22 protein-coding genes and 3 tRNA genes are annotated in these 25,891 nt (G+C 56.7%); 9 read left to right on the forward strand and 16 right to left on the reverse strand.

Annotation, left to right across the window (positions count from 1 at the left end; all coding sequences use genetic code 11):
* Positions 1–42 precede the first annotated feature (42 nt).
* Complete coding sequence (locus tag C5F52_RS07945; protein WP_104797762.1) at positions 43–1,017, forward strand: NADPH:quinone oxidoreductase family protein; 975 nt, start codon at positions 43–45, stop codon at positions 1,015–1,017.
* Between the two features lie 14 nt (positions 1,018–1,031).
* Here the strand turns inward: C5F52_RS07945 and C5F52_RS07950 are convergent, their stop codons facing one another.
* Both C5F52_RS07950 and C5F52_RS07955 read right to left on the reverse strand, forming a co-directional pair.
* Positions 1,032–1,385: an AzlD domain-containing protein gene (locus C5F52_RS07950; protein ID WP_104797763.1), complete on the reverse strand. Its 354-nt coding sequence runs from the start codon at positions 1,383–1,385 to the stop codon at positions 1,032–1,034.
* Positions 1,382–2,137 carry an AzlC family ABC transporter permease gene (locus C5F52_RS07955; RefSeq protein ID WP_104797764.1) on the reverse strand — a complete coding sequence of 252 codons (756 nt, stop codon included), beginning with the start codon at positions 2,135–2,137 and terminating at the stop codon, positions 1,382–1,384. Before C5F52_RS07955 ends, C5F52_RS07950 begins: the two co-directional genes overlap by 4 nt.
* Positions 2,138–2,716: 579 nt before the next feature.
* Here C5F52_RS07955 and C5F52_RS07960 point away from each other — a divergent pair.
* The gene (locus C5F52_RS07960) at positions 2,717–4,369 is read left to right on the forward strand and encodes a methyl-accepting chemotaxis protein (RefSeq protein WP_161499664.1); all 1,653 of its coding nucleotides are present in this window, start codon (positions 2,717–2,719) and stop codon (positions 4,367–4,369) included.
* Between the two features lie 105 nt (positions 4,370–4,474).
* Here C5F52_RS07960 and C5F52_RS07965 read toward each other — a convergent pair.
* From C5F52_RS07965 to C5F52_RS08005, 9 genes are all read right to left on the reverse strand, one after another.
* Positions 4,475–4,548, reverse strand: a tRNA-Cys gene (locus C5F52_RS07965).
* Positions 4,549–4,594: 46 nt separating this feature from the next.
* A tRNA-Gly gene (locus C5F52_RS07970) sits at positions 4,595–4,670 on the reverse strand.
* 69 nt (positions 4,671–4,739) lie between these two features.
* Positions 4,740–7,154, reverse strand: a complete 2,415-nt coding sequence (gene lon / locus C5F52_RS07975; protein WP_104797766.1) for an endopeptidase La — start codon at positions 7,152–7,154, stop codon at positions 4,740–4,742.
* A gap of 57 nt (positions 7,155–7,211) precedes the next feature.
* Complete coding sequence (gene clpX / locus C5F52_RS07980) at positions 7,212–8,477, reverse strand: ATP-dependent Clp protease ATP-binding subunit ClpX (protein ID WP_104797767.1); 1,266 nt, start codon at positions 8,475–8,477, stop codon at positions 7,212–7,214.
* 31 nt (positions 8,478–8,508) lie between these two features.
* Entirely contained in the window at positions 8,509–9,117 is a 609-nt protein-coding gene (gene clpP, locus C5F52_RS07985; protein WP_104797768.1) for an ATP-dependent Clp endopeptidase proteolytic subunit ClpP, read from the reverse strand.
* Positions 9,118–9,143: 26 nt separating this feature from the next.
* On the reverse strand, positions 9,144–10,454 hold the full coding sequence (gene tig / locus C5F52_RS07990; RefSeq protein ID WP_104797769.1) for a trigger factor: 1,311 nt from the start codon (positions 10,452–10,454) through the stop codon (positions 9,144–9,146).
* Positions 10,455–10,524: 70 nt separating this feature from the next.
* Positions 10,525–10,611 (reverse strand) — tRNA-Leu (locus C5F52_RS07995).
* Between the two features lie 55 nt (positions 10,612–10,666).
* Positions 10,667–13,783 (reverse strand): efflux RND transporter permease subunit, encoded by a 3,117-nt coding sequence (locus C5F52_RS08000; RefSeq protein ID WP_104797770.1) that lies wholly within the window; start codon positions 13,781–13,783, stop codon positions 10,667–10,669.
* Positions 13,784–13,790: 7 nt separating this feature from the next.
* Positions 13,791–14,882 (reverse strand): efflux RND transporter periplasmic adaptor subunit, encoded by a 1,092-nt coding sequence (locus tag C5F52_RS08005; RefSeq protein WP_104797861.1) that lies wholly within the window; start codon positions 14,880–14,882, stop codon positions 13,791–13,793.
* A 71-nt stretch (positions 14,883–14,953) separates the two neighbouring features.
* On the opposite strand from C5F52_RS08005, the gene C5F52_RS08010 reads away from it, so the two are divergent.
* The 3 genes from C5F52_RS08010 to C5F52_RS08020 are packed head-to-tail and all read left to right on the forward strand — an operon-like array spanning position 14,954 to position 18,136.
* Positions 14,954–15,811: a squalene/phytoene synthase family protein gene (locus tag C5F52_RS08010; RefSeq protein WP_104797862.1), complete on the forward strand. Its 858-nt coding sequence runs from the start codon at positions 14,954–14,956 to the stop codon at positions 15,809–15,811.
* Between the two features lie 42 nt (positions 15,812–15,853).
* The gene (gene hpnD, locus C5F52_RS08015) at positions 15,854–16,693 is read left to right on the forward strand and encodes a presqualene diphosphate synthase HpnD (protein ID WP_104797771.1); all 840 of its coding nucleotides are present in this window, start codon (positions 15,854–15,856) and stop codon (positions 16,691–16,693) included.
* A 24-nt stretch (positions 16,694–16,717) separates the two neighbouring features.
* Positions 16,718–18,136, forward strand: a complete 1,419-nt coding sequence (locus C5F52_RS08020; RefSeq protein ID WP_369951941.1) for an FAD-dependent oxidoreductase — start codon at positions 16,718–16,720, stop codon at positions 18,134–18,136.
* Here the strand turns inward: C5F52_RS08020 and C5F52_RS08025 are convergent.
* A complete protein-coding gene (locus tag C5F52_RS08025; RefSeq protein WP_104797773.1) occupies positions 18,077–18,835 on the reverse strand; it encodes an HAD family hydrolase in 759 nt (252 codons plus the stop codon). The genes C5F52_RS08020 and C5F52_RS08025 overlap by 60 nt on opposite strands.
* A gap of 19 nt (positions 18,836–18,854) precedes the next feature.
* Between C5F52_RS08025 and hemH the strand changes: the two genes are divergently transcribed.
* Positions 18,855–19,955, forward strand: coding sequence for a ferrochelatase (gene hemH, locus C5F52_RS08030; RefSeq protein WP_201746980.1), 1,101 nt, complete (start codon positions 18,855–18,857; stop codon positions 19,953–19,955).
* 15 nt (positions 19,956–19,970) lie between these two features.
* Here the strand turns inward: hemH and C5F52_RS08035 are convergent, their stop codons facing one another.
* The 4 genes from C5F52_RS08035 to C5F52_RS08050 form a co-directional block, all read right to left on the reverse strand.
* Complete coding sequence (locus tag C5F52_RS08035) at positions 19,971–20,687, reverse strand: RodZ family helix-turn-helix domain-containing protein (RefSeq protein WP_104797774.1); 717 nt, start codon at positions 20,685–20,687, stop codon at positions 19,971–19,973.
* 40 nt (positions 20,688–20,727) lie between these two features.
* Entirely contained in the window at positions 20,728–21,054 is a 327-nt protein-coding gene (locus tag C5F52_RS08040) for a polymer-forming cytoskeletal protein (protein ID WP_161499665.1), read from the reverse strand.
* 130 nt (positions 21,055–21,184) lie between these two features.
* A complete protein-coding gene (locus tag C5F52_RS08045; RefSeq protein ID WP_104797776.1) occupies positions 21,185–22,234 on the reverse strand; it encodes a M23 family metallopeptidase in 1,050 nt (349 codons plus the stop codon).
* Between the two features lie 20 nt (positions 22,235–22,254).
* Positions 22,255–22,629: a polymer-forming cytoskeletal protein gene (locus tag C5F52_RS08050; protein ID WP_104797777.1), complete on the reverse strand. Its 375-nt coding sequence runs from the start codon at positions 22,627–22,629 to the stop codon at positions 22,255–22,257.
* Between the two features lie 421 nt (positions 22,630–23,050).
* Between C5F52_RS08050 and C5F52_RS08055 the strand changes: the two genes are divergently transcribed.
* The 3 genes from C5F52_RS08055 to C5F52_RS08065 all read left to right on the forward strand — a co-directional run bounded on the left by C5F52_RS08055 (position 23,051) and on the right by C5F52_RS08065 (position 25,833).
* Positions 23,051–23,818 carry a FadR/GntR family transcriptional regulator gene (locus C5F52_RS08055; RefSeq protein ID WP_104797778.1) on the forward strand — a complete coding sequence of 256 codons (768 nt, stop codon included), beginning with the start codon at positions 23,051–23,053 and terminating at the stop codon, positions 23,816–23,818.
* Between the two features lie 77 nt (positions 23,819–23,895).
* Entirely contained in the window at positions 23,896–24,819 is a 924-nt protein-coding gene (gene ltnD, locus C5F52_RS08060) for an L-threonate dehydrogenase (protein WP_104797779.1), read from the forward strand.
* Positions 24,820–24,867: 48 nt separating this feature from the next.
* Complete coding sequence (locus tag C5F52_RS08065; protein WP_104797780.1) at positions 24,868–25,833, forward strand: TRAP transporter substrate-binding protein; 966 nt, start codon at positions 24,868–24,870, stop codon at positions 25,831–25,833.
* The last annotated feature ends 58 nt before the right edge of the window (positions 25,834–25,891 follow it).

Here is a 25,891-nt window from a genome sequence, read left to right on the forward strand (position 1 = left end):
GGCCGCCCCCTATCATTGCGCAAACACTCAAAGGAGACTCCTGTGCATGCTTGGCTTTGTGAAAACCCCATCGGCGTCGACGCCCTGACTTGGCAAGAACTGCCCACGCCCCAACCCGGTGCAGGCGAGGTGCTGATTCGCATCGAAGCGGCCAGCTTGAACTTCCCCGATCTGTTGATCGTGCAAAACAAATACCAAATGAAGCCGCCCCTGCCCTTCGTGCCCGGCTCTGAATACGCGGGCACCATCGAGGCCGTGGGCGAAGGCGTGACCCACCTCAAAGTCGGCCAAGCCGTGGCCTGCCTCAGCGGCACCGGTGGTTTTGGCACCCACACCTTGGCCCCCGCCAAGCTGTGCATGCCTTTGCCCGCGGGCTTCCCTGCGGTCGATGCCGCCGCTTTCATCATGACCTACGCCACCTCGCACCACGCGCTGATGGACCGTGGCCAACTCAAAGCGGGCGAAACCGTGTTGGTGCTCGGCGCTGCGGGCGGTGTGGGCACAGCGGCCATTCAAATTGCCAAAGCCGCAGGCGCACGCGTCATCGCGGCGGCGTCCAACGCTGAAAAGTGCGCGCTCTGCACGTCCATCGGTGCCGACGCCACCATCAACTACAGCACCGAGAACTTGCGCGACGCCCTCAAAGCCCTCACCGACGGCAAAGGCCCCGACGTCATTTACGACCCCGTCGGCGGCGAGTTTGCCGAGCCCGCCTTCCGCTCCATCGCATGGCGCGGCCGTTACTTGGTGGTCGGCTTTGCCGCAGGCCCCATTCCCGCGCTGCCTTGGAACTTGGCCTTACTCAAAGGCGCCTCCATCGTGGGCGTGTTCTGGGGCGACTTTGCGCGCCGCGAACCCGCTGCCAACGCCGCCATGATGCAAGAGCTGGCCCAGTGGTACGGCGCCGGAAAAATCAAACCCGTCATCCACAACACCCCGCCCATGGCGCAGCTCAAGCAGGCGTATGCCGACATGGGCTCACGCGGCGTGATGGGCAAATTGGTCATGGTGAATTGACAACATAGAGGCGCTCAGCGCGTCACCCCATACGCCAACATCAGCAAAGTGCCCGTCAACAACGCGGGCACCAAGCGGCGTTTGGGGCTAGACACCATCACCCCCAAACTCAGCGCACAAATCAACACGCGCAGCCACAACGGCACGGTGGACAACAAGCCCAAAGGCATCACGATCATGCGAATTGTCAGGGCGGCCACCATCGCGTAAGTCACCGCAGAAATCCACTTAAAGAACTCACTCTCGGCATGAATGTGCCCCGACAACTTCACACCCAACGCACGGCACGCATACGTGCCCACGCATGCAGCACTCAACGCCAGCCACGGAGCCCACCCCTGCACAGCGGACTGAACCACGGCGCTCATGCCGACACCTCCACCGGCTTAGGCCGCAGCCACTTGCGGTCCAGTACGTAAGCCAGCGTGCCCGCCACCAAACCGGTGGTGAGCAAACTGCTGTTCGCGTCCAGCATATAAAAACCTGGGCCTATCACGCAGCCCAACACAATCGCGATGCGGTTGGCCCACGGCTTCACCTCGGTGAACGTCAGCAAGAAAAACAAAGGGTTGATGAACACCAGCCCCAGCGTCACCGCCGCAGGCACCCAGCCTGCAGCCAGATAGCCCAACACCGTGCCCGGCAAAGCCACCATCCAGCACGGCAGCCCAAGACCAATGAAATAACTCAAGCGGTACTTGGGCAACATGTTCGGGAACTCGCGCATCGACACCGCCCACGCCGTCATCGCCAACAAGTGCACCCACGCGTACAAACCACGGTTGCGATCTTGCCGGTGCAGTTGCGGAAACAGCGTTACCACCATCGTCACAAAACGCGCCGATGTCAGCGTCACCGCGAAGGCAATCGCCAACAACGACGACCCCGAAATCAGCATCTCCAGCAGCACCACTTGGCCGGGCAATGCGAACATCAGCAAACTCGTCAGCCCCGTCATCCACGCATCAAACCCATGCGTTTGGCCCATCGCGCCGAAGCCGATCATCCCTGCGAACAACACCAACACGGGGGCACCCAACGCATCCTTCAAGCCTTGCACAAACGCCTCACGACGCGTCGAAAAATGTCGGGAAAGCTTTACGTGATCAGGAAATTGCATGAACCTAATTTTATAGTTTCATCTATGCACTCAACCTCCAAGCGCAACCGTGGTCCGTGTCATTTTGTCGACGAAATGTTGTAAATGGGCATCTCAAACACGTCGTAGAAATGTCAGATGGCGTGGCTGCCCGTTCTATCGATGCAGCGACGCCGTAAAACCGAGAATTCGATGGCGATGATTGATAATTTGTAAATTGCCTGTTTATTCAGGCCCCTTGAAATTTGAACCTATTGCGGAGCTTTTGTGCTGCACTCCATCCAAAGACGACTTGTCTTTTTTGTACTAATCAGCGCCTTGCTGATCGCATGCTTTGGCGGGTTGATCCTGTCACTGCTTCCGATTGAATTGATCCAAAGTACAACCGGCACTTGGCTTGGGGGCTTGCTGGTGATGTCTGTTCTCTTGCTGTTGTTGATAGGCTGGATTGTTTTGCACCCAGTGGTAGCGGGTGTTCGGTCACTCAAGCTGACATTGCAAAAAAGTGAATCTCTTGGTGAATCGTGGCAACAGTTGCCGTCAGAGTTGAACGATCTTGCAAGGTTTATCGCAACGCATCTACAAGGTCAGAAAGTGGCAATGGACCAAGTCGGTGCAGGCATGGCAGCCTTGCAGCAGGGCCAGCTTGAGCTCGCCATCTCAAGCACAGTTCCGTCCGCAACAGACGGCGAAAGTGCTGAAATGCTAAGCAGCGTTCAGTCTGGATTGGGCCATTTGCAGGCCTTGATCGCAGAGCTCCATCACTTCATCCAGCAGGTCTACACCGACGTTCACAACACATCCGTTTCTGGACCATCCGTTTCGTCTGCTTGGCGCGCCGATGCCTTGCTGGGGCCTGCACTTGAAAAACTAGACGCAGGACATTTGAATTTGCTCAAAATCGTGCACGACATGACACTGGTGGTGGAGAACAGCTCCATCACCTTGGCAGATTTATCGTGGCAAGCCAACACCATCAGCCAAGAAATGAAGGCCCTTGCCAACAAGGGTGCGCAAGTTTCTGACTCCTCGCAATCGCTGGCGCATAACTCCAACCGTGTCAGCAAAGATGCGGCGTCGGTCGCCCAATTGGCACAACAAGCCCGTGAGAATTCTCAATTTGGCCAAGTCGAGTTGAACAACACTATCGAATCAATGCGCCACATGGGTGCGCGTACGCAGATGGTGTCGTCATCGATCACGGATTTGCAAGCCAGCTCGCAAAAAATCGATCATGTTGTTCGGCTGATTCAAGACATTGCCAACAAAATTAATATGCTGTCTTTGAATGCAGCCATTGAGGCCGCACGAGCAGGCGAACATGGCAAAGGCTTTGCCGTTGTGTCCGACGAAGTGCGTAAATTGGCTGAAAAGACGTTTGAAGCCACTCAAGAAATTGACGAAAGTGTGAGAGGTATCGCGAGCCAAACGGGCTTGGCAGTGAACAACATGAACGAGTTGCTCAGCGATGTAAAAGCCAACGTCACGCAAATCGAGCAGGTGGGCCAACGCCTCTCAGGCATTTTGAATTCGTCGAGTGAGCTGTCTGAACAGATGGACGGGATCGTGCAAACATCAAGCCATTCGGCGCAAGAAGTGAACACCATCTCCAACTATTTGGGCGAGATTCAACACGAATTAGCAAGCTTCGGCCTACGCATCGAATCTCAAGAACGCCAGACCATGGGACTGACAGAACTGAGCGAAGGCTTTTACGAGAAGCTGGTTGAGTTGAATTTAGAAACCATTCACAGGCGCATGTTCGCTGTGGCGCGTGCTGCAGCCGATGCGGTGCAAGCGGTGTTTGAAGAAGGTGTGGCGCAGGGCAAGATCAGTCAGGCTGATTTGCTGAGTCTGGAGCACGGAGCCATCGTGAACACCAACCCCCAAAAGTACAGCTCAAAGTTTGATGCGTTCACCGACCAAGTTCTACCCGCCATTCAGGAAACCGTGTTGAAAAGCTGCCCCGAACTGGTGTTTGCAATTTGCACCAACAAACGCGGCTACGTGCCCACGCACAACGATAAATTTGCCAAGCCGCTAACCGGACGCTACGACGTAGATTTAGTGAGCAGCCGCAGTAAACGTATTTTCAGTGATAGAACCGGCAGCCGCTGCGGTTCGCACACGCAAAAGTTATTACTGCAAACCTACAAACGCGATACAGGTGAAATCATGCATGACCTGTCTGTACCCATCATGGTGGCAGGCCAGCATTGGGGCGGATTTCGAATGGGCTACAAGGCGCAATGAAGCACTTGGATAAGTGCCTTGTAGCGTTGAAAGTGTGCCGGAAGCATGCAGAAGTGCGCAGACGAAAAAAATGCCGCTACTGCGTGAACAGTAACGGCAAGATTTTGGAGGCGCGACCCAGAGTCGAACTGGGCTAAACGGATTTGCAATCCGGTGCATAACCGCTTTGCTATCGCGCCATCTACTTTGACGAAAAAGGGAAGCTGTTGCTTCCCTTATCGAATTTGGAGCGGGAAACGAGACTCGAACTCGCGACCTCAACCTTGGCAAGGTTGCGCTCTACCAACTGAGCTATTCCCGCATAAGCCTTGTATTCTAGCGCACTTTTTCCAAGAAATCAGCGCAACCCAAAAACTTCAGGCATTTAATGTCAATGTTTAACTGCCGTCGCTTTGGTGGCCTCATCTGTGACAGCGGCTGCGACAGCAGGCACCTCATCGGGCAAGGGCGTTGGCATGCGCTCCAAGGCCACTTCCAAGACTTTATCGATCCACCGAACGGGGACAATCTCCAACCCATTTTTGACGTTCTCAGGAATGTCTTGTAGGTCTTTGACGTTCTCTTCAGGAATCATCACGGTCTTGATACCACCACGCAACGCAGCCAAGAGCTTCTCTTTCAAGCCGCCAATCGCAGTCACTTCACCACGCAGGGTGATTTCACCGGTCATGGCCACATCCGCACGCACAGGGATGCCCGTGAGCGCGGACACCAAAGCTGTAGCCATCGCCGCACCGGCACTGGGCCCGTCTTTGGGCGTGGCGCCATCGGGGACGTGGATGTGAATGTCGCGCTTTTCCAGCAGCTCTTCAGAGATGCCCAAACGGCGTGCCCGACTGCGCACCACCGTGCGAGCGGCCTCGACCGACTCTTTCATCACATCGCCCAGCGAACCGGTGCGCGTGATGGTGCCTTTGCCGATCATGATGGCGGCTTCGATGGTCAGCAAATCGCCGCCCACTTCGGTCCATGCCAAGCCGACCACTTGGCCCACTTGGTTTTCAGCCTCAGCACGGCCGTAAGAGTATTTGCGAACGCCCAAAAAGTCAGCCAAGTTGTCGGCGGTCACTTTGACCTGTGGCGTCATTTGTTTGAGCAGCAAAGCTTTGACGACTTTGCGGCAAATCTTGGAGAGTTCACGCTCCAACGAACGAACGCCCGCTTCGCGGGTGTAGTAGCGCACGATGTCGCGAATGGCCGCTTCATCCACCGCCAACTCTTCGTCTTTCACGCCGTTGTTTTTGAGCTGCTTGGGTAGCAAATACTTCATGGCGATGTGCGTTTTTTCGTCTTCGGTGTAACCCGACAAGCGAATCACTTCCATGCGGTCTAACAAGGCCGGTGGAATGTTCATCGAATTCGAGGTGGCCACGAACATCACATCGCTCAAGTCGTAATCGACTTCCACGTAGTGATCGCCGAATTTATTGTTTTGCTCGGGGTCGAGCACTTCCAACAAGGCGCTCGATGGGTCGCCACGAAAATCGGTGCCCAACTTGTCAATCTCGTCGAGCAAGAACAAGGGGTTGCGCGTGCCGACTTTGGTCAAGCTTTGCAGCACCTTGCCAGGCATGGCGCCAATGTAGGTGCGACGGTGGCCGCGAATCTCCGCCTCGTCGCGCATGCCGCCCAAGGCCATGCGCACGTACTTGCGCCCCGTCGCCTTGGCGATGGACTGACCCAACGAGGTTTTACCCACGCCAGGAGGCCCGACCAAACACAAAATCGGCGCTTTGACTTTGTCGACGCGTTGTTGCACCGCGAGGTATTCCAAGATGCGATCTTTGACTTTGTCTAAGCCGTAATGGTCTTCGTTGAGCACGCTTTCGGCATTGCCCAAGTCGTGCTTGATTTTGGTTTTCTTGCTCCAAGGCAAGCCAATCAGCACGTCGATGTAGTTGCGCACCACCGTCGCTTCGGCAGACATGGGCGACATGAGCTTGAGTTTCTTCAGCTCAGCATCGGCCTTTTTACGTGCCTCTTGGGGCATGCGGGCCGCTTTGATCTTTTTCTCGATCTCTTCGATGTCCGCGCCCTCTTCGCCTTCGCCCAGCTCTTTTTGAATGGCTTTGACTTGCTCGTTCAGGTAGAAGTCGCGCTGGTTCTTTTCCATCTGGCGCTTGACGCGACCGCGGATTTTTTTGTCGACGTTGAGGATGTCAACCTCGCGCTCCAACTGCTCAAACAGATTGGTCAAACGGTCGCGCACATTCGACAGGTCGAGCACGACTTGTTTGCTTTCCAGCTTCAATGGCAAATGCGCAGCGATGGTGTCGGCCAAACGGCCTGCATCGTCAATGCTGGCGATGGATGTCAAAATTTCAGGCGGGATTTTCTTGTTCAGTTTGACGTATTGGTCGAACTGCTGCATCACGGCGCGGCGCAAAGCCTCGACCTCGCTGCCAGCTTCTGCGGGAGCGACTTCGATGGGTGTGACGTGGGCGGTGAAATGCGACTCACCGTCTTCGATGCCGTCCACTTTGGCGCGTTGCTGGCCTTCGACCAACACCTTGACGGTGCCATCGGGCAGCTTGAGCATTTGCAAAATGGTCGACACGCAGCCAACTTCAAACATATCGCCCACAGCAGGCTCGTCTTTGGCGGCCGCTTTTTGGGCCACCAACATGATGCGGCGCTCGGCCGCCATCGCAGCTTCTAAGGCCTTGATGCTTTTGGGGCGCCCCACAAACAGCGGAATCACCATGTGTGGGAAAACCACCACGTCGCGCAGAGGCAGCAACGGCAGTTCAAGAGGGGTAGCGGGCAGCGGGGGTTGTCCAGACATGGTCAGCCTTCCAATTAAAAAGGGACAGGCGATGTGCGCTGTCCCCGAGATGAATCTTTAAGCCTTCTTGGCGGCTTCTCGGTACACCAGCAATGGCGGCTTATTCTCTTCAATGGTGGCTTCTTCAACCACCACTTTTTCGACATTTGACGAGTTCGGCAATTCGAACATGGTGTCGATCAGCGATTGTTCAAGGATAGAACGCAAACCGCGTGCACCTGTTTTGCGAATCAAGGCCTTTTTGGCAATCGCACGCAGAGCGCCAGGACGGAACTCCAGCTCAGCGCCTTCCATGGCCAAGAGTTTGCCGTACTGTTTGACCAACGCATTTTTAGGCTCGGTCAAGATTTGCACCAACGCATCTTCGGTCAACTCAGCCAAGGCCGCGATCACGGGCATACGCCCCACCAATTCGGGAATCAAACCGAATTTGATGATGTCTTGCGGCTCCACCTCACCAAACACTTCAGTCAGGCTACGGCTTTCTTTGCTCTTGACGGAGGCGCCAAAACCAATGCCAGAGGCTTCGGTACGGCCTTCGATCACTTTTTCCAAGCCCGCGAACGCACCGCCGCAAATGAACAAGATGTTGGTCGTGTCGATTTGCAAGAAGTCTTGGTTCGGGTGCTTGCGGCCACCTTGGGGAGGAATGCTCGCCATGGTGCCTTCGATCAGCTTGAGCAAGGCCTGTTGCACACCCTCACCCGACACATCACGCGTGATGGAAGGGTTGTCGGATTTGCGTGAAATTTTGTCAATTTCGTCGATGTAGACGATGCCACGCTGAGCGCGCTCGACATCGTAATTACAGCTTTGCAGCAACTTTTGAATGATGTTTTCAACGTCTTCACCCACATAACCGGCTTCGGTCAAGGTGGTGGCGTCGGCCATCACAAAAGGCACATCCAACATGCGGGCCAGGGTTTGGGCCAACAAGGTTTTGCCGGAGCCGGTGGGGCCGATCAACAAAATGTTGCTCTTCGAGAGCTCCACGTCGTCTTTCTTGGCGCCCTCTTTGTGCTTCAACCGCTTGTAGTGGTTGTACACAGCCACCGCCAAGGTGCGCTTGGCGGGCTCTTGGCCAATCACGTAGTTGTCAAGGTTGGCTTTGATTTCGGCTGGCGTTGGCAACGCATTGCCCGCTTCCTTGGTCAAATCAGCGTTGGGCAACTCGTCACGGATGATTTCGTTGCACAAGTCAATGCACTCGTCGCAAATGAAGACCGAAGGCCCTGCGATGAGTTTTTTGACTTCGTGCTGGCTCTTACCGCAGAACGTGCAGTAGAGCGTTTTTTCGCCAGAAGCGCCTTTTTTGTCAGCCATGGATGTGTATTTAGAGGGGAGAAAAACGCGATTAACCGCGCTTGGTGATCACTTGATCGATCAGGCCGTAGTCTTTGGACTCGTCAGCGCTCAGGTAGTAGTCGCGCTCGGTGTCGCGCTCGATTTTCTCAAGCGGTTGACCGGTGCGTTCAGCCAAGATGCGGTTCAATTGGTCGCGCGTCTTCAAGATTTCACGGGCGTGAATCTCGATTTCGGTCGCTTGACCACGGGCGCCGCCCAAAGGCTGGTGAATCATGACCTTGGAGTTAGGCAGCGAGAAACGCTTGCCCTTCTCACCGGCTGCCAACAAAAACGCGCCCATGCTGGCGGCCATGCCGATACACAGCGTGGACACATGCGGCTTGATGAAGTTCATGGTGTCGAACACCGACATGCCTGCGCTCACCGAACCGCCGGGGGAGTTGATGTAGAGCGAGATGTCCTTATCGGGGTTCTCGCTCTCAAGGAACAACAATTGCGCCACCACCAAGTTGGCGGTTTGATCGTTCACCTCGCCCACCAAGAAGATCACGCGCTCTTTGAGCAAACGTGAATAGATGTCGTAAGACCGCTCGCCGCGGCCCGACTGCTCGACGACCATGGGGATCATGCCCAAGGCTTGTGTTTCCAGTGCGCTCATGTTGTTTCCTTATGACCGAAGACGGATCAGGATTGACCCATCAATTCGTCGAACGAGACCGCTTTGTCGGTCACCTTCGCTTGAGACAAGATGAAGTCAGTCACGTTGTTTTCAATAACGACCGCTTCAACTTCGCCCAAGCGGCTCATGTCGCTGTAGTACCAACGCACCACGTCAGCTGGCTTTTCGTAGCTCGATGCCAACTCTTCGATGTGCGCTTTGATTTGCTCAGCCGTGGCTTGCAAGTTGTTGGTGCGAACCAAATCGGCCACCACCAAGCCCATGCGCACGCGCTTTTCAGCTTGTGGACGGAACACGTCATCAGGAATCGGCGCTTTGTCGGCGTCTTTGATGCCACGGGCCTTCAAATCAGCGCGAGCGCCTTCCACCATGCGCTCGAGTTCAGCTTGCACGCTGGCATTGGGCAAGTCGAGTTCAGCTTGGTTGGCCAAAGCGTCCAAAGCGGCTTGCTTGTTGCGACCCAACAAACGGAATTTCACTTCGCGTTCGAGGTTGTTTTTGATGTCAGCGCGCAAACCGGCCACGGTGGCGTCAGCCACGCCCAAAGACTTGGCCAACTCGTCGGTCACGTCGGGCATGTTGGCGGCTTCAACTTTCTTCAAAGTCACCAAGAAATCGGATTGCTTGCCGGCCACATCTTTGCCGTGGTAGTCAGCGGGGAAGCTCAAAGGGAAAGTCTTGCTTTCACCCGATTTCATGCCACGCACAGCGTCTTCAAATTCTTTGAGCATCTGGCCTTCGCCGAGCAAGAACTGGAAGTCTTCGGCTTTGCCGCCTTGGAAAGGCTCGCCGTCGATCTTGCCTTCGAAGTCGATGGTGACGCGGTCGCTGTCTTGTGCAGCACCGTCAGCAGGACGCTGGGCGAATGTGCGGCGTTGCTTGCGCAAGATGTCGATGGTTTTGTCGATGGCAGCGTCGGTCACTTCGGCAGACACTTTTTCAACGGTCACCGCAGACAATTCACCCAATTTCACTTCGGGGTACACCTCGAAAATGGCGTCAAAGTGCATTTCGCCTTCGGGGGCACCTTCTTTTTCGTTGATGCGGGGCTGGCCAGCGACGCGCAATTGCGCTTCTTGGATGGCCGAGTTGAAAGCCTCGCCCACTTTGTCGTTCATCACTTCCATTTGGGTGGAATAACCGTAGCGCTGTGCGACCACGTTCATGGGCACTTTGCCTGGACGGAAACCGTCCATCTTGACTTGGCGTGCCACACGCTTCAAACGCACATCAACTTCAGCAGCGATGGCGCTGACAGGCAGCGTCAACGTGATTTTGCGTTCCAGTTTTTCCAGAGTTTCGACGGTCACAGCCATGTGGTTTCTCCTAATTTGGCAGGGTCAGCAGCGGCTTTTGAGCCGCTTGCTTTCAATTTTCAAGATCAAGTGGTGCGCGGGGCGGGACTCGAACCCGCACATCCTTGCGGACGTCAGGACCTAAACCTGGTGCGTCTACCAATTTCGCCACCCGCGCGGGTTTCTTTCAAACAACAACGGGTGGCCTTGGTAGACCACCCGTTTGAAATCGGTCAACTGGAGATTTTAGACGGCTTTTCGACCTTAAACCACGCCGCGTACATTGCAGGCAACGCAAGCAAGGTCAAAACGGTCGCCACGATCAGGCCGCCCATGATCGCCACGGCCATCGGGCCCCAAAACACGCTGCGTGTGAGCGGGATCATGGCCAACACGGCAGCGGCAGCTGTCAACACAATCGGGCGTAAACGGCGCACCGCCGACTCCACAATCGCCTCCCAAGCCGGAATGCCCGCGGCTCGGTCTTGCTCAATCTGGTCAATCAAGATCACCGAATTGCGTTGAATCATGCCCATCAAGGCAATCACGCCGAGCAAAGCGACGAAGCCAAAGGGGCGATCGAGCACCAGCAAAGCCCCCGCCACACCAATTAAACCCAGCGGTCCAGTGATGAACACCAGCAGCGCGCGGCTGAAGCTGTGCAGTTGCAACATCAACAAGGTGAACGTGATGAACAACATGATGGGCATGCCCGCCGAGATGGAGCTAGAGCCCTTGGAGCTTTCCTCCACCGCACCTGCCACCTCAATGCGGTAGTTGGGTTGGGCCGACTGCGCCCATGCCTCTTCCAGCTTCTTCAATTCGGGATGAAGCTGGCTGGTCACCGTAGCGCCTTGCAGGCCCTCAATGATGTCGGACTGCACGGTGATGGCGTATTCACGTTTTTCGCGCCACATCACGCCCGGCTCCCACGTCAGGACCGGCTGCACGATCTCGGTGGCCGGAATCATGCGGCCCGAGGCTGTGGGCAAATACGCGCTGGCCAAGTCACTGATGGCATCGCGCTCGTTCAATGGCTGGCGAAGCACCACATCAATGAGCTTGTTGTCTTCGCGGAACTGATCCACTGTGGTGCCCACAAACAAGGTGCGCATGGCTTGCGCGATGGACTGACTGCTCACGCCCAAGCTGCGCGCTTTGGCCTGATCGATCTGCAACTTGACCACTTTGATGGCTTCGTTCCAGTTGTCATTGACACCGCGTGTGGCGGGGTTACGGCGCATGACCGCTTTCACCTCATCGGCGCGCTCGCGCAGCACCTTGGGGTCAGCGCCCATCACGCGAAACTGCACGGGATAAGGCACAGGTGGCCCGTTGGGCAACAACTTCACGCGGGCTCGCGCTTCGGGGAACTCTTGCGCCAGCAATGCGGGCAAAGCCAAGCGCAAGGATTCGCGGCGCTTCAAATCTTGCGGCACCACGATCAATTGCGACACGTTGGTCTGCGGAAACACTTGGTCCAAGGGCAAGTAAAAACGCGGCACGCCTGAGCCAATCCAAGTGCTCACGGTTTGCACGCCATCTTGTTCAAGCATGCGCTGTTCCACGGCCTTCGTCACGACCTCGTTGGCTTTGAAAGACGTGCCCTCAGGAAACCACAGGTCCACCAGAATTTCAGGACGGCTCGAATCGGGGAAAAACTGCTGCTGCACGCGGCCCATGCCCACAATGCCCAACGCAAACATCAACACGGTGGCAGCAATCGCTTTCCAGCGGTGCGCCACACACCACGTCACGGCGCGGCGGAAGTTGGCATAAAACGGACCGTCAAACAGTTCGTGCTCGGCGGCGTTCTCGGTGTGCGGTTTGACCTTGAGCAGCAAAGTACCCAAATACGGCACAAAGTAGACCGACACCCACCAGCTCAACACCAGCGCAGCCACCGTCACCGCAAAGATGGCGTAGGTGTACTCACCCACCGTCGACTTAGCCATGCCAATGGGCAAAAAGCCAGCCGCGGTGATGAGCGTGCCCGTCAGCATGGGCATGGCTGTCACTTCGTACGCAAAGGTGGCGGCACGCACACGGTCGTAGCCCTCTTCCATTTTGCGCACCATCATCTCCACCGCAATGATGGCGTCATCCACCAGCAAGCCCAGCGCGATGATGAGTGAGCCCAGCGAGATTTTGTGCAAACCGATGCCCAAATACTGCATGGCCAAAAAGGTCATCGCCAACACCAACGGGATGGTGATGGCCACCACCAGACCGGGGCGAACATCCACGTACCAGCCAAAGCGGCCGCCTTTGTGCAAGCCCAAAGCCACAAAACTGACCAGCAACACAATCAGCACGGCCTCGATCAACACCGAGATAAATTCACCCACCGATTTGGTCACCGCCTTGGGCTGGTCTTGCACCTGCACCAAGGTCACGCCCAAGGGCAAGGTTTTCTCAATGCGTGCCGTGGCTGCCTCTAAAGACTTGCCCAGCGCAATGATGTCGCCGCCCTTGGCCATCGACACGCCCAAAGCGATCACCGGTTTGCCTTGGTGGTGCACTTTGACCGATGCGGGTTCGGCGTAGCCGCGCTGAATGTTGGCAATGTCGCCCAACTTGAACTGCTGGCCCGAGCTGCCGCGAATGGGCATGGCACGTAATTGAGCTTCGGTTTGAAACTGTCCTTGGACACGCAGTTGTATGTTGTCCAACGGCGCTTGCACGAGGCCTGCGTTTTCGACCGCATTTTCTTGGACAATTTGCGCCAAAACAGCGTTCATGTCCAAGCCCATTTGGACCAAGCGTTTTTGTGGAATGTCGATGAAGATTTTTTCATCTTGCACGCCAAACTGCTCCACTTTGGCCACATCCGGCACGTAAAGCAATTCCTGACGCACATCGTCCGCAAACTTCTTCACCTCGGCAGGGCTGAAGCCCGGTGCGTCGATGGCATAAATCACGCCATACACATCGCCAAAATCATCGTTGAAAAACGGCCCCTGCACGCCTTGCGGCAAGGTGTAACGAATGTCGCCAATCTTTTTGCGCACGGCGTACCAAACTTGCGGCACATCACCGGGCTTGGACGAATCTTTGATTTGAAAAATAATTTGCGACTCGCCGGGCTTGGAGTAGCTTCGGATTTTGTCGGCGTAGGGCACCTCTTGCAGCGTGCGCTCCAGCTTGTCGGTCACCTGTTCGGCCACTTGCTGGGCGGTCGCGCCTGGCCAGTAGGTACGCACCACCATGGCGCGGAAGGTGAACGGCGGGTCTTCGTCTTGGCCCAACTGAAAGTAGGCGGCCACGCCCAAGAGCATCAGCACCACCATCAGGTAGCGGGTCAGCGCTGGATGATCCAGCGCCCATTTGGAGAGGTTGAACTTGTCCATCGTCAGCTCACTTCCCAGCGCCGAAGATCGACACTTTTTGGCCCGCAGTCAGCACATGCACGCCCGACATCACCACCTGATCGCCGGCATTCAAGCCCGAGCTCACCACCGCATCGTTGCCGTCAGCGGTTTTGACGTCAATCGCTTGCGACTTCACGGTCATGCTGGCGGGGTCCAACACCCACACCGCCGTGGTGTTGCCATCTAGACGCAGGGCGCTGCTGGGCAACTTGAGGGTGGCCGCAGCCGTGCTCGATGTGGCGGGTTTCACCACGGTCACGGTGGCACCCAACACGGCATCGGCCCCTTGAGGCAGCGCAGCTTTGACCAAGAAAGTGCGCGTCACGGCATCGGCGCTGGCCGCCACGTCGCGAATGTGCGCTTGCAGCGTTTTGTCGCGACCCCACAAACGCACGGCCACGGTTTGGCCGGTTTTGAACAAGGCCAATTTATCTTCAGGCACCGCAAACACCACGTCACGCGGGCCGTCCAAAGCCAAACGCACCACCGGCTGACCCGCCGCCACCACTTGACCGGCATTGGCATCAATGGCGGTAATCACGCCCGCACCATCCGCCACCAAGCGGGTGTAACCCGACTGGTTGCCCTGCACCGAGTTTTGCGCTTGGGCTTGTTGCCACTGGGCTTGTGCCGCAGCGAATGTCGCTTCGCGGCGCTGCAACTCGGCCGCGCTGATGAAGCCTTGCGCACGCAAATCTTGGTAACGCTTCAAATCGGCCGCCGCCAAATCGCGGTTGGTTTGTGCCGCCACCAATTGCGCAGTAGAAGCCTCGGCAGCCAAGCGGTAATCTTGTGGGTCCAATTGCGCCAGCAGCTGGCCGGCTTGCACGCGCTGGCCAATTTCAGCAGCACGGCTGAGCAATTTGCCGCCCACCCGAAAGCCCAAGCTCGACTCCACGCGCGCGCGCACATCCCCCGAAAACTCCAGCTCGGAGGTGCTCGCCGTCGCGCCCACAGTCATGACTTTGACGGCACGAATGGGGTCTTGCGCCACAGGTGGCTTTTGACAGGCCGCCAAAACAGCCAAGGACAGGAGCGCGACAGGCACGCGGGCCCGAGAAAAGAGGGTGTGCAACATGGTGGTTTGATCGCTAATGACTAACTGGTTAGTAATGTAGCCGATTGGGGCAAGCCACAATCGCCCCAACCATGTCTTCCATCGAGCATTACGAAAATTTCCCCGTCGCGTCGTGGCTGTGCCCTGCCCGCCTGCGCCCTGCCATCGTGGCGCTGTACCACTTTGCCCGTACCGCAGACGACTTGGCCGACGAGGGCGACGCACCCGCCAACCAACGCTTGGCAGATTTGGCGCAGTACCGCGCCGATTTGCAAGCCTGCTTGGGCATGGATTCAGGCACGGGTTTAGAGCCCCACTCAAGTGCTCGCCCAAATAGTCACACAAATGTTCACGTAACGGCCCGCGCCCCAATCAGCACCCGCTGGCCCCAGGTCTTCAACGCCCTGCAGGAAGCTGTGCAGCAACACGCCCTGCCCGCCCAGCCGCTGTTTGACCTGCTGGACGCCTTTGAGCAAGACGTGGCGTACACCCAAGCAGGGCAGAACTACCGCGACCGCGTGGAACTGCTCGACTACTGCCGCCGCTCGGCCAACCCCGTGGGCCGCTTGATGCTGCACTTGTATGGGGTGCACGACGCCACGTCTTTGGCACAAAGCGATGCCATTTGCAGCGCCTTGCAATTGATCAACTTTTGGCAAGACCGCCAACTCGATGTGCAGCGCGGACGCGACTACCTGCCCGAAGGCCACACCCTCGCCGAAGAATTGGTCTTTGCCCGCGCGTTGATGGCACAAGGTGCGCCTTTGGTGCACCGCGTGCCGGGTCGTGCGGGTTGGGAGCTGCGTGCCGTGGTGCAAGGCGGTTTGGCGCTGCTCGACAAACTCGATGCGCTGCAAGACCAACTTGGCGGCGATGGCACGGCGTGGCCGCGCCCCCGCCTGCACAAAAGCGACGCGCTGTGGATCGCTTGGCGCTGTTGGCGGATGTAAGTGAAAAATGTGCGCGCAGCAACGCCGATAATTCACCCCGACATGACACCTCAAGACTACGTTCAGCAAAAAGCCTCCGCCTCTGGCAGCAGCTTTTATTACGCCTTTTTGTTTTTGCCACAGCCACGGCGGGCAGCCATCACCGCGTTTTATGCGTTTTGCCGCGAAATCGACGACGTTGTCGATGAAGTGACTGACCCAGGCGTGGCCAGCAGCAAGCTGGCGTGGTGGCACAACGAGGTGCACCAAGCGTTTGCGGGCCACCCCACCCATCCCGTCATGCAAGCGCTGATGCCTTGGTGCGCCACGTTTGGCATTGAAGAGGCGCCCTTGCAATCGGTGATTGAGGGCTGCGAGCTCGACCTGACCCAAACCCGCTACCTCGACTACCCCAACTTGACGCGCTATTGCCATCTGGTGGCGGGCGTGGTGGGCGAGGTGTCGGCCAAGATTTTTGGCCAAACTGACGCGGCCACCACGGCGTATGCCCACAAGCTGGGCCAAGCGTTTCAGCTGACCAACATCATTCGCGATGTGGGCGAAGACGCGCTGCGCGGACGCATTTACCTGCCCGTGTCAGAGTTGCAACAGTTCGATGTGAAAGCGCACGAAGTGCTCAACCGCATCGACTCTGAGCGCTTCCAAGCGTTGATGCAATTCCAAGCCCAACGCGCCCACACCTTGTACGACGAAGCCTTGGCCTTGTTGCCCGCCGCCGATTGGCGCACGCAAAAACCAGGCTTGATGATGGCCAGCATTTACCGCACCTTGCTGCGCGAGATCGAAGCCCAAAAATTCCCCGTGCTCAAGCAACGCGTGGCGCTCACCCCGTTGCGCAAACTTTGGCTGGCTTGGAAGATGCAAGCCTTGGGCCGTTTTTAAACCACGGCGCTGCGCTGTTTGGCTGTGAAACACCTCTCCATCGTCGGCGCAGGCTGGGCGGGACTGGCCGCTGCGGTCTCGGCCATCGAGCAAGGCTGGCAGGTTGAACTGTTTGAAGCCGCCGCCATCGCAGGCGGACGGGCCCGCAGTTTGGGCCCAACACCCAACGCACTTTCAAAAAACCAAGCGCCCGAACCACCCACAGAAGATGCCAGTCACACGCACGATCGCGGTTCAGAGGCCATGCCGCTGGACAACGGCCAGCACATTCTGATTGGCGCCTACCGCGACACCTTGGCTTTGATGCAAAAAGTCGGCGTTGCGGTCGAGGACGTGCTGCACCGCATGCCGCTGGATGTGCGCTTCGCCGATGGCAGTGGCTTGGTATTGCCCGACTGGCCCACCCCCCTGAATGTGTTGGCCGGCATCGCCCGCGCACGCGGTTGGACGCTGGGCGACAAAGTCCAGTTATTGAAAGCCTGTGCGCAATGGCAATGGGCGGGGTTCACCTGCGATGCACAGTGGACGGTGGCAGACTTGTGTGCCCAGTCGCGATTGCCGACTCGGGTGATGCAAACGCTGATCGAGCCGCTGTGTTTGTCGGCCCTGAACACCCCCATCCGCCGCGCCAGTGCCACCGTGTTTTTGCGTGTGCTGCACGACGCGTTGCTAGGCGGTGCGGGCAGTTCCGACTTGCTCGTGCCACGCGTTGATTTGGGCGCGCTGCTGCCAGAGCCTGCGCTGCGATGGCTGAAGGCGCGCGGCGTCAAGGTGCACATGGGGCATCGCATCACGGCTGATGCGATGAAAAAACGACACGCCGAATGTGCGGGCAACACGGCGCACCACACCCTCTTGCTGGCCTGCCCACCTTGGGAGGCTGCGCGGCTGGCGGCGGAGATCAACCCAACATGGGCCCAAGATGCTGCGGCCTTAACGCATGAGGCGATTGCCACCGTCTACCTGCATTGCAAGGACCCAAACTTTCAAGGCTTGGCACGACCCATGATGGCGCTGCACAGCGACGGTGAAACAACGGACACACCCCAGCAGATGGCCATGGATGGGGAAGCGACTGCAGCGGGCCCCGCGCAATTCATTTTTGACCGTGGCGCCTTGACCCAACAACCTGGCTTGCTGGCCTGCGTGGTCAGCGCCAGCGTGGGCACACGCGAAACCTTGGCAGCCCAAGTGCTGCAGCAAGTGCAACAGCAACTGGGACTCACCCAGCTCAGCGTGGTGCAAACCGTGGTGGAAAAACGGGCCACGCTGGCCTGCACGCCGCAGTTGTACCGACCTGCCTGCTTCATTGCGCCCCATCTGTGGGCCTGTGGCGATTACGTGGCAGGCCCCTACCCTTCCACTTTAGAAGGCGCGGTTCGCTCAGGCCAAGAGGTGATCGCACAACTCGGACAAATGCCGCACGGTCAGCGGTTGCTTTAAGTGGGGTAATGCGGGGTGGGGTGAGGCGTTGAGTCCAGCAGGCAGCGATGCGTGCGAAGCGATTTTTTCGTCCCAAACATGCCCCTCGGCATTGATCCACACGGCCTGCATGCCCGCATTCAAAGCACCCAACGCATCGGCCATCGCGTCATCGCCCACATGCAAGACACATTCAGGATCTAAGTTGAGTTGTGCCGCTGCCGCATGAAAAATACGCACATCGGGTTTGGCCACACCAAAAGCCCGCGCGCTGACGGCTGAGTGAAAGTGTGGCGCCGCCTCCGTGCGAAACACATCGGCATTGCCATTGGACAGTGCCACCAAGGGGTAGCGCGCCGCCAGCTTGGCCAAGGCATCCGCCACACCGGGGTAAAGCGACACCGCATTGCGTGCCGCAAAAAACACGTCAAACGCCGTCTCGGCTAATTCAGGCGAATCGCCCGCGGCCACCAAGCTGGCACGAATCGATTCGCGGCGCAAAAAACTCAAGTCATGGCTGAACTCAGGAAAACGTTGCTCGACCTGCAAACGCATGGCGCGTTTGGTGTCGGGCAGTGCACACAAGGCCGCGGTTTGCGGGGCGTGCGCTTGCAACCAATCTTGCAAGGACTGCTCAGCGCGAACAATGACCGGCATGATGGGCCACAGGGTGTCGTCAAGGTCGAGGGTAATGGCCTGAATTTTGGAGTGGTGAAGCATAGGTCGGCGAGAATACCGCATGCTGATCAAACCTGCTTTCGCCAAAGAACCCCCCTTCTCGCACGGCCAAACACCGCGCACCGCCGTGCTCCTGTGTAATTTGGGCACACCCGATGCGCCCACTGCCGCCGCCGTACGCCGCTACTTGGCTGAGTTTTTGGGTGATCCGCGGGTGGTCGAGATTCCACGTTTGATTTGGATGGCCATTCTTCACGGGATCATCTTGCGGGTACGTCCCGCCAAATCAGCCGCTAAATACGCCACGATCTGGACAGCCGAAGGCTCTCCGCTGAAGGTGCATACCGCGCAACAAGCGCAGGCTCTGCAAGCTGCGTTTGATGCGGCCGGACAAGACATCACCGTGCGTTATGCCATGCGCTACGCCAACCCCTCCATGGCTTCGCAACTCGACGCGCTGAAAGCCGAGGGCTTCACACGCATTTTGGTACTGCCCGCTTATCCGCAATATTCAGGCACCACAACGGCCAGTGTGTTCGATGCCATCTACAAGTGGGGGTTGCGCACACGTTTGTTGCCCGAGTTTCGATTCATCAACCATTACCACGACCACCCTGGCTACATCGCGGCATTGGCCGACCGTGTCCGCGCGCATTGGGCCGAGCACGGCCAAGCCGAGCGTTTGGTGATGAGCTTTCATGGCGTGCCAGAACGCACCTTGCACATGGGCGACCCCTACCACTGCGAGTGCTACAAAACAGCACGCTTACTGGGCGAAGCGCTGGGACTGACCAAGGCGCAATACATGGTCACCTTCCAGTCGCGCTTTGGCAAAGCCAAATGGTTGGAGCCCTACACCGAACCGACTTTGGTAGCGTTGGCAGAACAAGGCGTCAAGCGCGTGGATTTGATTTGCCCAGGCTTCACCAGCGATTGCTTGGAAACGCTCGAAGAGATCGCGCAAGAAGCGCAAGAGGCCTATTTGCATGCGGGCGGCGAGGTGTTTCGCTACATCCCTTGCTTGAATGACTCGGCCACTTGGGTTCAGGGCATGCACGCGCTGTGTGTCGAACAGATGGGGGGTTGGTCTTTGGGAGCGCCAGATGCTCAACAGTTGGCTGCGTCCCGAGCAGCAGCGTTGGCCTTGGGGTCGAAAGACTGACCCGCCAATGCGTGTTTAGCGAGATGCAGTCTCGGCAGCGTCTGACGCGCGAATGGCAGGTGATGCGGCCGCCGACGAAGCAGCTTGAGCGTCCGTGACACGGGATTGAGAAGCAACAGGCGTGGTGCTCACCGCATCAGACGCCGCATCAGCCACAGAACTGGCTGGCTCTGAAGCCTCTGTGGGCAACGTCTGCAAAGGAGGCTCGGCCTCTGGCACGACAGGCTCTGCGCTTGGGTTCATCCAAGCAGCCACCAGCAAAGCAGCGGCAAACAAAGCGGCCATCACCCACAACGATGTGTGGGTTGATTGAGGGGCATTGTCCAAATCAGACGACGCTTGTGCAGCGGCCTGTGCAGCATCGGTCAGTTCCGGCTCGGGGTGCGCAAGTACATGCTCGGCAGGTGTGACTGTTGCACGAGCCTCGGCTTCTGAAGGTGCGTCATCTGCCAAGTTCAACGGCTGCGGCGATGTATCCGAACTTAAAGACAAAGAGCGAGCCGGCTGACCGAGCACTTGCTCAACGGCCAAACCCAACAAAGACGCCACTTTCTTCGCGGCTGTCAACTTGACCGCGTCGCTGTAGAAGGACTCTGAGCCGCCCTCTTCCAACTGGCGAATTTGTTTGATGGACAAACACGAACGCACGGCCATATCGGTCATGGTCCAGCCACGGGTTTCCCGCTGCAGTCGCAAAAGGCTGCCGTCGATGGACGTGTCGTGATCACTCATAAAAACATCGTCAAGCTAAAGAAACCGGCATGACTTGGGATCACTTGACCAGCAGCAACTCACCCTTGATGGAGGCACCTTTTTGCACCGACAACGTTTGGTAAACCACATGACCATCCACCGAAGCAGACGATGTCACGATCAACTCATTGCAAGTCGCGGTGCCTGAGAACTTGCCCTTGATGTGCAAACTGCTGCAAGTGACCACGCCCTCGACTTGGCCGCGTGCACCGATTGTCAATTCATCCACTTGAATTTGACCGTTCAAAGCGCCTTCCACATGGATCGCACCTTTGGCACTGATTTCGCCACGGAACGAAAAGCCCTCACTCAAAATGGAAGGTTTGCTGGCGGTGGTTGTGATCATGTCCATCATGCTATTTCGCTGAGTTAGTGCAGAACTGGCTGCTGCGGGTGCGGGAGGTGTTGACACCTGTGGAATTTCTACGTGAACAGCCTCTTCAACTTCTGGCGCCGAGGGGACTTCAGCAGAAAGATTAGAGCTGCTTGTTTTGGATTTGCTGAACATATTGAGCCGTTCTGATAACTTTTTGTGGATTGACAGGATAGCCGCCAATCAAAATTTCCAAATGCAAATGCTTGCCCGTCGAGGAAGAACCTGTACTGCCGATATTGCCCAATACAGATTCATTCGTCACTTTGTCGCCTAACTTGACCGCGATATTGGCCAAATGTGCATACAAAGACTCCACACCATTGGTGTGACGCACGACCACCATGTTGCCGTATTGCGCATGGAACTGGGCCAGCACGACCACACCAGGCTTCACGGCGTGTACTTTTTCATCGCCCGTTTGGCTCAACATGTCCAAGCCGGTGTGGAAATGGGTTTGCCCCGAAATAGGATGGCGACGAATGCCAAAATCAGAGGTCACACTGAAGTTGGGCACGGGCATTGAGCTGGGCAATGCGTACAGCACTTCACGCAAGGAGCGATTGGTGGCCAGCTCGTCAGCGACTTTGCCGCGCAGCAATGGGTTGCCTTTGACATCGTCGTCTAAGTTGAAACCACCATTGGCCGCATTTTGCTGAATGATTTTGACGATTTTCTCAGTCAGTCCTGAAGACTCCAACTGCGACTTCATCGATGAATTTTCTTGTGACACCGCCACCATGGACGTATCAACGAAACGACGAATGCTGATGTCACGATCACGAATGGTTTGCGCCAACGCCACCATTTGCTCGTCGTTCATTGACAGCTTCTCACCGGAGTCACCGTTGCTCTCAGACGCACTGCTGAGCAAGGCTCGGTACACCTCTTCATGCGAACGCTCTAGCTTAGAGCGACTCCACATCAGGTTCACGCTGGTGACAGCCAAGGCCAACACCATAAAAAGCAACACGCCTGCAGAAACGATGCCACCGCGAACAAACAGACGCTGCACACGCGCACTGATGTTCAGGTAATGCAAGTCCCCGTTTTGCTCCAAGATGATGCGGGCATCCTCATACTGACGGGTCCATCCCTGGGAAACCAGACCCGGCAGCAGGCGAACACCTACAAACAATCGATGTAACAACATGTCAGACGTCGAAAAATGTTTTAGGCTGCGGAAGCAGTCGCGCCCATTTGAATCGCAGGACCGTCAGCACCTTGGCTCAAAGTACCTTCGATTTCGCCACCTTTTTCAATTTCAATTTCAGAATATTGAACTTTGCCAGCAATCTTACCGGTCGAGCGCACGATGAGGCTTTTCTCACTGATGATGGTGTTGTGGAGTTGACCACGCACATCGATCACTTTGGCAGAAACGCGGCCTGTGATTTTTCCAGTTGGGCCGATTAAGACCTCTTCTGCTGTTAAATCGCCCTCAATAACACCGTTAACAATGGCTTTAGAAGGCACAGTAAATGTGCCTCTGACGACTACACCGTCACCGATAACAACACTCTCAAGCGAATCAGATTGATTAGACATATGAACTCCTTGCCAAAATTTTAGCAAACAAACTATCAAAAACTACATACTATCAATTTTATTATTGACGAGTTGTAGTTAAAAAAACTCGGAGGCAGCAAGCAATTATAGCGATATTTATAAGTTTAAATACAACGTATGTCTTAATAAATGAAATAACTACAAAATCGTGCAATTTTGCGATAACGCCGTTCGACTGTCACATGCCACACTTTGCGAGCCGTCTTACAAAGAGCAACGCTTCACCCAGCACTTACCAAAAAGAAATTAGCAAATATATCGACATATGAAGATAAATGCCCACATCAGCTATGCCGCATGGCCCCCTAAATACGCTGGTCACAGGCAACAAGAACAAAGTTCCCCACAACCGCAGCTGGCACAACATTTCTGCGATGATCGTGGGAATGGATGTATTTGTATGACAACTTCTTTCACGCCCGTCGTCTCCTCCGAACGCCTGTCGGTGCAAGTGGCGCAGCGCCTTGAAAACGAAATTCGCGAAGGGCGTCTCAGCCCTGGCGAAAAGCTGCCCACGGAAGCCAAACTCGTGGAGCTGTTCAAAGTCAGCCGCACCGTGGTGCGTGAGGCTTTGTCGCGTTTGAAGTCCATTGGCTTGGTGGAGTCGCGCCAAGGCAGCGGCGTGTACGTCCACCACCAAGCGGCCTTTGAGCCCCTCAACTTTGACCCGCGCTTGGCAGACTCACGCGAAGCTGTACTTCAAATCGTTGAAGTCAGACGCGCGCTCGAAGCCGAATGCGCACAACTCGCCGCCAGTCACCGCAGCCCCAGCGATGTGGCAGATCTGCAAAACGCACTTGCTGCACTGGACCTCGCCGTGGCAAACGGCAAAGATGGCGTCGAAGAAGACGTGCTGTTTCACCAAGCCATTGCCAAAGCCGCAGGCAACCCATTTCTGATCGGCACACTCGACTTCCTCGGTCAGTTTTTGCGCGGCGGCACGCAAGTGACACGCGCCAACGAAGCGCGTCGCGCAGACTTCGCACAAGCGGTTCGGCAGGAACACCACGCCATCGTCAAAGCCATTGTTGAGGGTGATGCCAAACAAGCCCATCGCCTCGCTACCCTTCACATGCGCAACGCCGCCAAACGTATTCAGCAAGCCGATAGCCGCTTCTGGCAACAAGAAGGCAGCGTCTTGGCTCAGGTGTTGATCCCTAAAAATTAAGGGTAAATCCTAGAAAAAAGCCCGCAGAGAGGCTCCAGAATTTGTATGACAATCACACCAATTTCTGAAATCAAGCTATGCCACACACACATTTGAAGGTCGGATTAATCGGGTTAGGCGCTATGGGCAAAGGCATGGCGGGCTCACTGCGCCGCGCTGGGTTTGCCCCCTATGTGTTTGACGTCCGCGTCGAAGCGGCCCAAGACTTTGCCAAAGACGGCGGCCACGCCTGCGCCAGCTTGGCTGAACTGGGTGCCGCCTGCGATGTGGTGGTCTCGGTCGTGGTGAACGCCGTACAAACCGAAGAAGTGCTGTTTGGCAAACATGGGGACGGCACCGGCTGCGCAGCCACCATGAAACCGGGCAGCGTGTTTGTGATGTGCTCCACCGTGGACCCCAACTGGTCGGTCGCCCTCGAAGCGCGCCTAGAACAACTGGGCTTGCGCTACGTCGACGCCCCCATTTCTGGTGGCGCCGCCAAAGCGGCCAGCGGTGACATGACCATGATGACCGCCGCCAAACCCGAGGCCTATGCCCAATGCGAGCCCATGCTCAATGCCATGGCCGCCAAAGTCTACAAACTGGGCGACCACGCGGGGGCGGGCAGCAAAGTCAAGATCATCAACCAACTGCTGGCCGGCGTGCACATCGCCGCAGCGGCCGAAGCCATGGCCTTGGGTCTGCGCGAGGGCGTCGCGCCCGAAGCCTTGTACGAAGTGATCACCCACAGCGCAGGCAACAGCTGGATGTTTGAAAACCGCATGGCCCATGTGCTGGCCGGTGACTACACCCCGCTGTCTGCGGTCGACATTTTTGTCAAAGACTTAGGCCTGGTCCTCGACATGGCGCGTGTCAGCAAATTTCCGCTGCCACTCTCTAGCACCGCACACCAAATGTTCATGCAAGCGTCGACCGCGGGTTTCGCCCGCGAAGACGACAGCGCCGTGATCAAAATCTTCCCAGGCATCGAACTGCCGAGCGCGAAAACCCCAAGCGCTTGAGCCACATTCCCTATTCATAATTCAGCAAACTTTTAAAGGAGACAACCCATGAAACATTCCCTGATTGCCTTGAGCCTGCTGGCTGCCGGTATTACTGGCGCCCAAGCGCAAACCGTCTTGAAACTTGGATATGCCACCACCCAAACCTCGCACTATGGCGTGGGCAGCACCGCGTTTTGCGACGAGGTTGAAAAAGGCACGCAAGGTCGCTATAAGTGCCAACAATTTCCAAGCAGCGCCTTGGGCGGCGAGCGCGAAATGATCGAAGCTGTGCAATTGGGCACCTTGGACTTGGTGAACACCTCCACAGGCCCCGTCGGCAACTTTGTGCCTGAAGTCAAAATCGTAGACATTCCCTTCCTGTTCCGTGACTACGACCACGCTCGCAAAGTCATGGATGGCCCCATCGGCCAAGACATCTTGACCAAGTTCCCAGCCAAAGGTTTGGTAGCTCTGTCGTGGACTGAAAATGGTTTCCGCCACATGACCAACAGCAAACATGCCATCGTCAAACCAGAAGATGCAGCGGGTTTGAAAATGCGCACCATGGAAAACAAAGTGCACATGGACGGCTACCGCGCGTTTGGCATTCAGCCCACGCCCATGGCTTTCCCTGAGGTATTTGGCGCTTTGCAACAAGGCACTGTGGATGGTCAAGAAAACCCGATTCCTGTGATCTTGGCTTCTAAGTTTTCACAAGTGCAAAAGCACTTGTCGCTGACCGGCCACGTCTACTCGCCCGCTCTGCTGATCACCTCGCCACGTTTGATGAACAAGCTCAGCGATGCGGATAAGAAAGTGTTTTACGCAGCAGCTAAGAGTGCCACGGTGGCCCAACGCAAGAAGGTCAACGAAGACGAAAACAACGGCATCGCCCAACTTGAAAAAGACGGCATGTCTGTGGTGCGCAAAGTGGACGGCCAAGCCTTCCGCAACTCTCTGCGCGATGTGTATGTCAGCTACTCCAAAGAATTTGGCGCAGACAACATTCGCAAAATTCAAGACGTCAAATAAGACGGCCGCCCTTTCAAAAGGGCGGAAATTCTAGGCGGGGGCAACGCGTTCAGGCGCG

Source organism: Limnohabitans sp. TS-CS-82 (assembly GCF_002943475.1).